We start from the raw sequence: 11,647 nt of genomic DNA on the forward strand, positions 1-11,647 counted from the left end.
AAGCAGCCTGTGGGACGTTCTGCCGCTCACCGATGATTTCTCCGGGGCCAGTGGTGCGATCGAATCGCAGGTTCTGCAGAACGGCATCGGCATCGTCACCGGCGTCACGCCGTCCTCGCCCAGCAGGTCCGCTGTCCGCAAACCGTCGGCCAGAACCTGTTCAACGGCCTTTTCGAGGCGCGTGGCATCCTCCCCCTTGTCGAAGGAATACCGCAGCGCCATCGCGAAGCTCAGGATACAGGCGATCGGGTTGGCCTTGCCCTGCCCGGCGATGTCGGGGGCCGAGCCGTGCACCGGCTCGTAGAGCGCCTTCGGGCGGCCATTGGCCATCGGCGCCCCGAGCGAGGCCGACGGCAGCATGCCAAGGCTGCCCGTCAACATCGCCGCCGCGTCCGACAGCAGGTCGCCGAACAGGTTGTCGGTCACGATCACGTCGAACTGCTTGGGCCAGCGGCAAAGCTGCATCGCGCCCGCATCGGCATACATGTGCGACAGCTCGACATCCGGATAATCGTCATCGTGGACTTTCTGCACGACTTCGCGCCAGAGGATGCCCGATTCCATCACGTTGGCCTTTTCCATCGAACACACCTTGCCCGAGCGCTTCCGGGCAAGGTCGAAGGCCGAGCGCGCCACGCGGTCGATCTCGGATTCGGTATAGCGTTGGGTGTTGATACCCACGCGCTCGTTGCCTTCCTCGAAAATGCCGCGCGGCTCCCCAAAATAGATGCCGCTGGTCAGTTCGCGCACGATCATGATGTCGAGCCCGGCAACCACGTCGCGCTTCAGCGACGAGAAGTCGGCCAGCGCATCGAAACACTGCGCGGGGCGCAGGTTGGCGAAAAGGTCCATCTCCTTGCGCAGGCGCAGCAGACCGCGCTCGGGTTTCACGCTGAAATCCAGCTCATCATATTTAGGCCCGCCGACGGCACCGAGCAAGACCGCGTCGACCTCCTGTGCGCGGGCCATCGTGTCATCGTGCAAAGGCGTGCCGTGCGCGTCATAGGCCGCCCCGCCCACAAGATCCTCGGCCACGTCGAAAACCAGACCGCGCGCGGTGCCGAACCAATCGATCACCTTGCGGACCTCGGCCATCACTTCGGGGCCGATTCCGTCGCCGGGCAGGATAAGAAGGGAAGGGTTGGTCATGGTCGCGGTTCCTTCGCTGCGGTATTCAGGGGTGGCAACCGCCTATCCCGATGCCCGGTGCTGGTCAAGAAAGCACGCCGGCGCCGGCCCGCGGCAACCGGGCCGCGGGGCGCGTCACGGCACGGCGATATCCACCCAGACCATCCGGTGCCGGCTGGCCTGCGCGGCCACGTCCCCCGCCGGCGTGCCGCGTGGCGGCCAGTGGATGCCCGCGTCGATCACGCGCAGGTCCGACGACGGCAGCAGGTAATCCACCCGGAACAGGCCCGGCCCCGGCGGCGGCCAGTGCACCGTATCGAGGGCCGGATCGCCCGCCTGTTCGGGCTGCGCGGGCACGGGCGCGGGCCGCCGGGGCAACGGGTCCTGGAGGCGCGGATGCGCCAGCAGGCCGCGAATGCCCGCCTTTCGCCCCTCGCCGTCGACAGGATCGATATTGGCAGCGCCGGCGAGCACGAAGCGGCCCTCGGGTGCCGGGCCAAAGCGCCCGTCAAGGAACAGGGGCCAGAAGCGGAGTTCGTCATGGTTGCGCCGGCCATTGCGGTCTTCCGGGCCGTCGAAGACGGGCGGCGCCGCGTGAAACGCAAGGACGTGGAAGATCCCGCCGGGCAGGTCGAGGGGAACCACCCAGTGCCCGACGCTGGACAGGCGCTGGCGGGCCGCCGCCCGCCTGGACGGGAACGGGGTGCCGTCCTGCCTTGCCGGCATGATCGCCCCCGGCAGATCACGCCACAGCATTCCGGAGAAATCCCTCACCTGATCGCGTGCCACGGGCCAGCGTGACAACAGGGCCATGCCCCCCTGCCCGGCGAACGCGCCGAAGCTCTGCTTGTCGCTTCGCCGGCCGCGACGGCCGTCGCCATCCATGTCAAGACCGGTGGCCACGCCCGCATTCGGGGCCAGCGCAAAGACCTGCGCGTAGCGCGGGCCATCCCGAGCCACGCGGTCGCGCAACGCCCGCAAGGCAACAAGCCCGTGATCGTAATCCACGTTCTGCAAAACCAGTATGTCCGGCGCGACGCGGGCGACCACATCGGCCACCGCGGTCACCTGCGGATCATCGCCGTCGCGGATATCGCGCAGCAGCAGGCCCGGCCCGTCGCGGTCAAGCTCTGCATTGAAGGTGGCGATACGCAGGGTGTCCGCCCTGCCCGGCGCGCAGGCCAGGAGAAAGGCAACGGCCAGCGCTGTCAGACGCGCTGCAAGTTCTGCTCCTGCGCGTTGGCGTAGGCACGCCGGCGCTTTTCCTCGATCATCTCGGCGATGCGGCTCATCGCGATCCCGCGCATCAACATGCTTGCTGGTAGAAAGGCCCATGCGCTCATCGTCCAGATAAGGGTCTGCGGACTCGTGATGTTGATCGGGTCCACGAAATCCGAGGCAGCGCTTACCACCGCCGGTATCAGGAATGGCAGCAAAGCCCCTAACACGACGTTAAGAGCGGCATCCCGCTTGAGCCTGTGCAGGACATCGCCACCGCCCGTCGGATCGAAAAGCGGCAGGTTGATCCAGACATTGAAAGCCCCGTTGCGCGCGGGCCATCCCAGCAGGCGCACGTATGTCAGGAAAATGAACATCGTCAGAAGGGAAACCATGTAGGAGATCCCGGCGGCCGTGCGCACCAGCCAGATGGTTTCGCCAGACGCCTCGGGCGGCATCATCAGCAGGACAAGGCGGACGGGCGAGTAAGGAAAGTCGATCGCCAAGCCCAGCTTGGTACCGAGTGTCTCGATGATCCCGGTCAACGCGGTCGGGTCCGCCTGCCCCCGGCAAATGATCGATAGCAGAAGGACGATCAGGGCAAGCCCGGCAAACTTCAGACGGTTGAACGGCGGGGCGAACCGGAACTCGATGATGCTCGGATAGCGGCCGTGGTACTCGATGAAAATCAGGACGCCGGCAAGGATCGCCATGATGATGACCACCTGCGCGGTGTCTGCCGGGATTTCGGGCAGCATCAAGGACGGCATTGCGATGAGCAACGCGATACAAACCGCGCGCAACAGCGCGCCCGTGACCTGTGAAAACACTGCCTGTTTCCCTTCAACCTGGCCTGGCGCGGTGCGATGCCGCCCCATTGTTCCAACTTGACGCCGCCGATAACGACGACCTGCCTCATTATTGTCCGATTTTTGCCTTTTTTCGGTCCTTGGCTCAAGCATCCCGTTAACGGGACCAAAGGTTTACGGCGATTCGATGGTGGCGGTGGTGCCTGAATGCATCAAAATTGGCACTAGATTTTGGCGACGATCGGGCGCGCCACCACATGTGGTGGCGCGGGCCGACTGGTATACAAGGCGATCAACGCGCCCCCGATCCGGGAAAAGGCATACGCCGTGGAATCATGACGTGGCCGGCCGCGCGGCCACGCCCGGTAACGCGGATCCGCGCCCGCCGCTCAGACCCACGGGCGCGACGCGCTGGCCCCGGCTTCGAACGCGTCGATCGCCGAAGCCTTTTCCATGGTCAGGCCGATATCGTCCAGCCCTTCCAGCAGGCAATGCTTCTTGAACGGGTCCACGTCGAACCGGATCACCTCGCCGTCCGAGGTGGTCACCGTCTGCGCCTCGAGATCCACCTCGATGCGCGCGTTGGCGCCCTTCTCGGCATCGGCCATCAGCACGTCCACCTGTACCTGCGGCAGCGCGATGGGCAAGATGCCGTTCTTGAAGCAGTTGTTGAAGAAGATGTCGGCAAAGCTCGGCGCGATGACGCACCTTATCCCGAAATCCTTGATCGCCCACGGCGCGTGCTCGCGGCTCGACCCGCAGCCGAAATTCTCGCCGGCCACGAGGATCTCGGCCTCGCGGTATTGCGGCTTGTTCAGTACGAAGTCCGGAATCTCGTTGCCGTCGTCGTCGTAGCGCATCTCGTCAAAAAGATTGACGCCCAGCCCCGACCGCTTGATCGTCTTCAGGAACTGCTTGGGGATGATCATGTCGGTATCGACATTGATCAGCGGCAGCGGCGCGGCGATACCGCTGAGTTTTTCGAACTTTTCCATCACATCATCTCCCGCACATCGGTCAGCCGGCCGGTCACCGCCGCGGCGGCGGCCATTTGCGGGCTCATCAGGTGGGTGCGCCCGCCGCGGCCCTGGCGGCCCTCGAAGTTGCGGTTGGACGTGGCGGCGCAGCGCTCGCCCGGGGCCAGCTGGTCGGGGTTCATCGCAAGGCACATGGAGCACCCCGCCAGCCGCCACTCGAACCCCGCATCCTGGAAGATGTCGGCGAGCCCCTCCTCCTCGGCCTGGGCGCGCACGAGGCCCGAGCCCGGCACCACCATGGCGCGCAGCCCGTCCTTGATCTTCTTGCCCTTCAGGATCTCGGCGGCGGCGCGCAGGTCCTCGATCCGGCCATTCGTGCAGGACCCGATGAACACCGTGTCGATCTCGATATCGCTGAGCGGCTTGCCCGCCTCCAGCCCCATGTATTCCAGCGCCCGCGAGGCGGCGCTCACCTTGCCGCCCTCGAACTCGTCGGGCGACGGCACGGCGGCGGTGATCGGCAGGACGTCCTCGGGGCTGGTGCCCCATGTCACTACCGGCGCGATGTCCTCGCCCCGGATCGTCACGACCTTGTCCCAATGCGCGTCATCGTCGGATTGCAGCGTTCTCCACCAGTTCATGGCGGCTTCCCATTGCGCACCCTTGGGCGCGTGGGGACGGCCCTTGATATACTCGAACGTGGTCTCGTCAGGCGCGATCAGACCGGCGCGCGCGCCGCCCTCGATCGCCATGTTGCAGACGGTCATCCGCCCTTCCATGCTGAGCGATCGGATCGCCTCGCCGCAATATTCGATCACGTAGCCGGTCCCGCCGGCGGTCCCGGTATGGCCGATGATCGACAGGGTGATGTCCTTGGCCGTGACCCCCGGGGCCAGCTGGCCGGTGATCTCGACCTTCATGTTCTTCGACTTGGTCTGGATCAGCGTCTGCGTGGCCAGGACGTGCTCCACCTCGGAGGTGCCGATGCCGTGGGCCAGCGCGCCGAACGCGCCGTGCGTCGCCGTGTGGCTGTCGCCGCAGACCACGGTCATGCCCGGCAAGGTCCAGCCCTGTTCGGGGCCGACGATATGCACGATGCCCTGACGGACATCGTTGACCGGGTAGTAATTGATCCCGAAATCGCGGGCATTGGTATCCAGCGCCTCGACCTGGATGCGGCTTTCCTCGTTCTTGATGCCCTGCACGCGGTCGGGTGTCGTGGGCACGTTGTGGTCCGGCACGGCGATGGTGTTTTCCGGCTTGCGCACCGAGCGCCCGGCCATTCGCAGCCCCTCGAAGGCCTGCGGGCTGGTGACTTCGTGCACGAGGTGCCGATCGATATAGAGAAGGGATGTGCCGTCCTCGGCCTCGTGCACGAGATGCGCATCCCAGATTTTGTCATAGAGTGTCTTGGGGGACATGGGTCCTCTCCCGTTTGGCGGTGTGGTCTGAAAGCTCAACAGGAATGGCCGGCACTCATAGCCGGGCCAGCACCGTCATCCTCGCGCCGAAAAAGCGCCAGGGCAGGCGCGCGCGGTCATCCATGTCGAAAATACGGATCATGCATTGCAAATACAGTACCGACCGCCCGCTATCAAGGGCGGCCGGTCAGGCAAGCAATCCGCCGGGTAAGGAAATCACCCGCGGCGGCACGCCCTGGGGCCGGGTCATCGCGTCACGCGAAGCATCACCAAGGCCGGGTCAACCCCGGCCGTGACGGGCTGCAGGCCCGGCGCCCGGGCACCCCCGGCCAGTTTCGTGGCAAAGGAGGTGCCGTCGCCATAGGCCGCGTCGCGGCATAGCAGAAGGTAATCGGCGCCGGTCCGTCGCAGCGCGGCACGCAATTCGCTTTCGCCCCCGTCGAAGGGCAACGCGCCATCCGCCATTGCCGCCGCGCTGCGGTGATAAGGCCCGGCCAGCACGTCATGCGGCGTCGTCAGCAGCAATGGCGGGCCAAGGTTACTGGGGCTGAGGATCACACCGGGCGACAAATCCGCAAGCGTACGCAGGATATCAGCCTCGCGGCAGCTATCCGCGTTGACCATGGCCGCCCGGCCGGCCGCGCTCGCCTGTTTTCGGGCGCCCGAAGACAGCAGGCCGTGCAGCGCCGGCGCCATGAGCGTCAGCGCCAGTGCCGCCAGAAGCGCGGGCGCCGCCGCCGTGCCCCGGCCCGCCTGCCGGATGTGCCACAGCCGGGACAGGGCAAAGCCGGTCAGCAAAGGGATCGCGGCCGCCCCCATCAGAACCAGACGGATCTGGAACAGGCTGCCGATCACGCCCAGCCAGCCTATCAGCAACAGCACACCGACCGGCCGTGCCACCTCGGCGGCCAGCGTGCGACGCATCACGCCGGACAGCCACAGCAGGCTGGCCAGCGCGACACCGCCGAAAGCGGGAAAAACGAAACGGAAGGCCATGCCATCCCCGGCCAGCAAGGGGCCGAGCGCCGGGCGCGCCTCGGTGATCCGGGTGGTGATCAGCGTCTGCACCGCCTCCGGCAGCTCCCCGTACGGACCGGAAAGGCACGGGCCGATCAACGGCATCACCCCCCACACTCCGACCCCGGCAAGCGCCACGGTCACCCCGGCACGCGCCGCGACATTCGACAGCCTCGGCAGGATCAGCGCCACCAGCGCGCATACCAGCGCCCCCATGCCCGCCAGCGCGAGGTAGGGCGGTGACAGCTCATCGCATTGCAGGCGGCCCCAGTCGGCCGGCGGCACCTGCCCGGCAAACAGCAGCGCCCCCGCCCCCGCCAGCGTCAGGCTGAAGCCCATCATCCGCCGGGCCGCGCCGGGGCGGGCCAGCACCGTCCATGCCACCGTGACCAGCCCGGCGAGGGCGACCGTCGGCAACGCTTCCAGCCCCACCGCCAGCGACCCGGCACCGGCCAATCCGCCAAGCGCCCCCATCCGGGCCGGGCGCCCCGGCAAGAGCAGGGTCAGCACCATTGCCGTCGTCAGCAAGATCTGCACGTTATGATGGTCCAGCCGTGCCGGCATGAAATAGGCCTGCCCCGTCGGCGGCCACAGCAGCACCGCCATCACCGCGGCCAGCCCGCCGATCGGGCCCAACAGGCGCCGCCCGGCCAGCCCGGTCATGGCGACCAGCACGAGGTAGAGCAGCGTCGGCCATGCAACGAGCGCCACCTGTTCGGCCACCGTCAGGGGTACCACCTGCGCCAGCGGCCAGATGAATAACGCGATGCCCAGGTCCACGTAGCGAGACCAGTGCAGATCCAGCCCCTCGGGCGGCACCATGCGCGGCTGCACCATGTCGTACCAGCCCTGACCGTTCAGCCAGCCCCGCACCGACAGGAAACGCATGATGTCGTCATTGTCCGAAACCGCCAGCGTATCGAGCGGCGCCGTGCCGAGCACCAGCGCCTTGCCCGTCACCAGAACCATCGCCATCGTCAAGATGATCCGGAAAAGCCGCTGCTCCGCGTCCGTTTCCCGTTTCGATATCATGCCTGCCTCACCCGCGTCTTTCACGCCTTCGCGCCCCTCTCACCATGCCAACCCGGCGCCTTGATGACGCGCCCCGGGCGGAATTGCGGCGTCCGGGGGCGGGCCGGCCGCGCCCGCACGCCATTACCCCGAAGGTGTCATATTTTGGCCGGTTTTACCCTCTTCTATCGCGGGCAACGCCCTGCATCCCGGGCCGGCAGCAAGGAAACCGCAATGAGCGTCATCTTTCCCGCAGCGTTCCAGACGACCGACGCGCAATCCGGCATCGACGCGCTGGAAATCGCCGTGCTGATCCCCTGCCACAACGAGGCCGCGGCGATCGGTACCGTGGTGCGCGACTTCCGCGCCGCGCTGCCGGACGCGCGGATATACGTCTATGACAACAATTCGTCCGACAACACGGCTGCCGTCGCCCGCGCGGCGGGGGCCATCGTTCGCCGCGAGCCGCGACAGGGCAAGGGGCATGTCGTACGCCGCATGTTCGCCGATATCGAGGCCGATATCTATGTCATGGTCGACGGGGATGACACCTACGACGCCAGCCGCGCGCCCGAAATGGTCGGGCACATGGTGGCCGACGGTCTCGACCTCGTGAACGGGGTGCGCGTGGCTGGTAGCGACACGGCCTACCGCCCGGGACACGCGCTCGGCAATCGCGTCCTGTCGGGGCTCGTGGGAACGATATTCGGGCGCGGGACAAGCGACATGCTGTCGGGCTACCGCGTCTTCTCGCGCCGCTTTGTCAAGACATTCCCGATGATGGCGCGCGGCTTCGAGATCGAGACGGAACTGACCGTGCATTCCCTCGAACTCGACATGCCCACGGGCGAAGTGCCGGGCCGGTTCAAGGACCGCGCCGAAGGCTCCGAGAGCAAGCTGAACAGCATCCGCGACGGGCTGCGCATCCTGTCGACCATCAGCAAGCTTCTGAAACAGGAACGTCCGCTGCCCGTCTTCGGCGGGCTGGCCGTGGCCTTCGCGCTGCTGTCGCTGGGCCTCGCCTGGCCTGTCTTCACCGAGTATTTCGCCACCGGCCTCGTCCCGCGCCTGCCAACGGCCGTCCTGTCGGCCAGCATCATGATCCTTGCCTTCCTGCTGGGGGTGGCGGGGCTGATCCTCGATACGGTCACGCGCGGCCGGCAGGAAACCAAGCGAATGCGCTACCTGTCGGTTCCCGGCGTGCTCAGCCGGCTTCAGCCGCGCCCGGGCGTCGATCGGGCCGGCTGAGGCGATGACAGGCATGGCCGGGCAGCAATTCGCGCGCTTCACCGTGGTCGGCGGCATCGGCTTCGCCATCGACGCCGGGGGGCTTGCGCTGTTCATGACGCTGGGCGGCGACCCTTATCTCATGCGTCTGCTCAGCTTCGCGCTGGCCGTCACCGCCACGTGGCTGGGCAACCGGCACTGGACTTTCCGCGGCCACCGCCCGTCAGGCGTGCTGCGCGAATACGCCAGGTATCTCGGGGTGCAGGGGACGGGCGCGGCCGTGAACTATGCCGTCTACGCATGCGCGGTCTGGCTGATGTCGCCCGGGGCGCTCAATGCCGTGCTGGCCCTGGCCTGCGGGTCCGCCGTGGCGCTGGTGGTGAACTATCTGGCGGCGCGGCGTCTGGTTTTCGGAGCGCCGGGCCCGTCGCGGCGCGCGCGCCGCGCCGCTCAATCCGGCGCCAGCATGTAGCCCTCGCCGCGCACCGTCTGAAGGTATCGCGGCTGTTTCGGGTCATCCTCGATCTTGCGCCGCAGCCGCGTGATCTGAACGTCGACCGCGCGTTCCTGTGCCTGTCCCCTGTCGCGGCCAAGATCCTCGACCAGCTTGGCACGGCTCACCGGTTCGCGCAGGTTCTCCGCGAAGATCCGCATCAGCTGCACCTCGGTCGCCGTCAGGCGCACCGGCGCGTCATCGCGGATCAGTTCCGCCCGGTCGATATCGTAGCGCACCTTGCCCATGTGCAGCAGCTTCGGCGCCGCGCCCTCGGGCTGCGCCTCGGGCATCCGGCGCAGGATGGCGTTGATCCGCAACAGGAGTTCCTTGGGCTCGAACGGCTTGGCCAGATAATCATCCGCCCCCGCTTCGAGGCCCTCGATCCGGTTCTCGGTTTCCCCGCGCGCGGTCAGCAAGAGAACGGGCGTGTCCATCCGAAGACGTAGGTCGCGGGTCAACTCCACACCGTCCTCGCCGGGCATCATCACGTCCATCACGATGAGGTCGAATTCCAGCCCCGCGAGCATCCGCCGCGCGTGGGCGGCATCACGCGCCACCGTCACCAGAAAGCCGTTGCGCAGCAAGTACCGGCACAGCAACGCGCGGATTCGTTCGTCGTCATCCACGATCAGCAGATGCGGCACAGGTTCGGTCATTCACCGTGCTCCCGTATCACGTGGTATTGTCGGCGCATCTCGGGATCCATCATCGCCTCCAGAACTTCGCGGAAGCCCGCCACGGCCTCCGGCCCGGCCGCGCGATAGGCTGCACGCATGCGGGCACGCTGCGCATCGCCCAGGCGACGTTCCAGCGCCGCGCCCTCCTCCGTCAGGAAGAGGTTGCGTTCGCGCTTGTCCGACCGGCCGACGCGGCTTTCGACCAGCCCGTCCTCCACCAGCGTGCGCAGCACCCTGTTCAACGACTGCTTGGTCACCCCGAGGATCTCCATGAGATTGTTGACCGTGGTGCCCGGCCGCCGCGCGATGAAATGCAGCGCCCGGTGATGCGCCCGGCCATATGCCATCGTCGCGAGTATCCTGTCGGGATCGGCGGTGAAGCCCCTGTAGGCAAAGAACATCGCCTCGATCCCCTGGCGCAACTGCTCATCGGTTAGAAAAAGCAGGTTTTCGCCACCCTGTCTTTCCGGCATTTTCCCGTTCCGTCCAAGACCTTTTCTTCCGGTGGTCAGGATATGTCAGCTTTATTGACATTCCAAGAGCGGACTGGTAGCGAATCGCAGTTTTTGCGTAATTTTATGTCCGCACCGGACGTATTCCACGCAACAATCACAAATGGCCACAGACCACAAGAAGGAGTGACATGATGGCTGGCTATGATGACCGCGACGGCAAGATCTGGATGGACGGCACCATGATCGACTGGCGCGAGGCCAATGTACACATCCTGACCCATGCGCTGCACTATGCCAGCTCGGTCTTCGAAGGGGAACGCGCCTACGGCGGCACGATATTCCGGAGCCGCGACCATTCCGAGCGGCTCCACTACTCGGCCGGCGAGCTGGATTTCGAGATCCCCTTCACCGTGGACCAGATCGAGGCCGCCAAGGCCGAGGTGCTGGCGGCCAACGGGTTCTCCGACGCCTACGTGCGCGCCGTCGCATGGCGCGGCGCGGGCGAGGACATGGGCGTGGCGAGCGCGCGCAACCCGGTGCGGCTGGCCATCGCGGCGTGGGAGTGGGGCGCCTATTACGGCGATGCCAAGATGAAGGGGGCCAAGCTCGACATCTCCAAGTGGAAACGCCCCAGCCCCGAAACGATCCCCTGTCACGCCAAGGCGGCGGGGCTCTACATGATCTGCACCCTGTCCAAGCACGCGGCCGAGGCCAAGGGCTGCTCGGATGCCATGATGTTTGACTACCGCGGCTACGTGGCCGAAGCCACCGGCGCCAACATCTTTTTCGTCAAGGACGGCGACGTGCACACCCCGACACCCGATTGCTTCCTGAACGGCATCACGCGGCAGACGGTGATCGACATGCTCAAGGATCGCAAGGTCAAGGTGCATGAACGCCATATCATGCCCGAAGAACTGGAAGGCTTCGAACAATGCTGGCTGACCGGCACGGCGGCCGAGGTCACGCCGGTCGGGCAGATCGGCGACTACAACTTCGAGGTCGGCGCGCTGACGCGCGACATCGCCGAGAGCTACGAGAAAATGGTGCGCAGCTGACATCCCACGTGGTAGTTGCCCCGGCCCGCCCCGGCACCGCGGCGGCCCGCCCGCGCCGCCGCATCAGCCCCTCGTCCCGCGCAAGCGGTCTGAACCGGGCGGGATCGCAGGCATTGGGCACCATCCCGATACGATCGGGGGCGACGCCCCTGT

At 66.5% G+C, this 11,647-nt stretch carries 11 protein-coding genes; 3 read left to right on the forward strand and 8 right to left on the reverse strand.

What is annotated here, in order from left to right; all coding sequences use genetic code 11:
- The 6 genes from leuB to ACH107_RS24655 form a co-directional block, all read right to left on the reverse strand.
- A partial coding sequence (gene leuB / locus ACH107_RS24630; RefSeq protein WP_412508167.1) for a 3-isopropylmalate dehydrogenase occupies nucleotides 1–1,149 on the reverse strand: 1,149 nt, incomplete at its 3' end.
- A gap of 114 nt (nucleotides 1,150–1,263) precedes the next feature.
- Nucleotides 1,264–2,340, reverse strand: a complete 1,077-nt coding sequence (locus ACH107_RS24635) for an endonuclease/exonuclease/phosphatase family protein (protein ID WP_412508186.1) — start codon at nucleotides 2,338–2,340, stop codon at nucleotides 1,264–1,266.
- On the reverse strand, nucleotides 2,337–3,176 hold the full coding sequence (locus tag ACH107_RS24640; RefSeq protein ID WP_412508169.1) for a hypothetical protein: 840 nt from the start codon (nucleotides 3,174–3,176) through the stop codon (nucleotides 2,337–2,339). The genes ACH107_RS24635 and ACH107_RS24640 overlap by 4 nt, the downstream gene beginning before the upstream one ends.
- 368 nt (nucleotides 3,177–3,544) lie before the next feature.
- Nucleotides 3,545–4,150 carry a 3-isopropylmalate dehydratase small subunit gene (leuD, locus tag ACH107_RS24645; RefSeq protein WP_412508170.1) on the reverse strand — a complete coding sequence of 202 codons (606 nt, stop codon included), beginning with the start codon at nucleotides 4,148–4,150 and terminating at the stop codon, nucleotides 3,545–3,547.
- On the reverse strand, nucleotides 4,150–5,553 hold the full coding sequence (leuC, locus tag ACH107_RS24650; protein WP_412508172.1) for a 3-isopropylmalate dehydratase large subunit: 1,404 nt from the start codon (nucleotides 5,551–5,553) through the stop codon (nucleotides 4,150–4,152). The genes leuD and leuC overlap by 1 nt, the downstream gene beginning before the upstream one ends.
- Nucleotides 5,554–5,799: 246 nt before the next feature.
- Complete coding sequence (locus tag ACH107_RS24655; RefSeq protein WP_412508174.1) at nucleotides 5,800–7,602, reverse strand: hypothetical protein; 1,803 nt, start codon at nucleotides 7,600–7,602, stop codon at nucleotides 5,800–5,802.
- A gap of 213 nt (nucleotides 7,603–7,815) precedes the next feature.
- Here ACH107_RS24655 and ACH107_RS24660 point away from each other — a divergent pair, with 213 nt between their 5' ends.
- Both ACH107_RS24660 and ACH107_RS24665 read left to right on the forward strand, forming a co-directional pair.
- Nucleotides 7,816–8,829, forward strand: coding sequence for a glycosyltransferase family 2 protein (locus tag ACH107_RS24660; RefSeq protein ID WP_412508176.1), 1,014 nt, complete (start codon nucleotides 7,816–7,818; stop codon nucleotides 8,827–8,829).
- A gap of 13 nt (nucleotides 8,830–8,842) precedes the next feature.
- Nucleotides 8,843–9,280 (forward strand): GtrA family protein, encoded by a 438-nt coding sequence (locus ACH107_RS24665; protein WP_412508178.1) that lies wholly within the window; start codon nucleotides 8,843–8,845, stop codon nucleotides 9,278–9,280.
- On the opposite strand, the gene ACH107_RS24670 is transcribed toward ACH107_RS24665, so the two are convergent.
- On the reverse strand, nucleotides 9,259–9,960 hold the full coding sequence (locus tag ACH107_RS24670; protein ID WP_412508180.1) for a response regulator: 702 nt from the start codon (nucleotides 9,958–9,960) through the stop codon (nucleotides 9,259–9,261). The two genes, ACH107_RS24665 and ACH107_RS24670, sit on opposite strands and share 22 nt — an antisense overlap.
- Nucleotides 9,957–10,454 (reverse strand): MarR family winged helix-turn-helix transcriptional regulator, encoded by a 498-nt coding sequence (locus ACH107_RS24675; RefSeq protein ID WP_412508182.1) that lies wholly within the window; start codon nucleotides 10,452–10,454, stop codon nucleotides 9,957–9,959. Before ACH107_RS24675 ends, ACH107_RS24670 begins: the two co-directional genes overlap by 4 nt.
- A gap of 170 nt (nucleotides 10,455–10,624) precedes the next feature.
- Between ACH107_RS24675 and ACH107_RS24680 the strand changes: the two genes are divergently transcribed.
- Entirely contained in the window at nucleotides 10,625–11,494 is an 870-nt protein-coding gene (locus ACH107_RS24680; protein ID WP_412508184.1) for a branched-chain amino acid aminotransferase, read from the forward strand.
- The last annotated feature ends 153 nt before the right edge of the window (nucleotides 11,495–11,647 follow it).

Source organism: Roseovarius halophilus (ex Wu et al. 2025), from assembly GCF_047086965.1.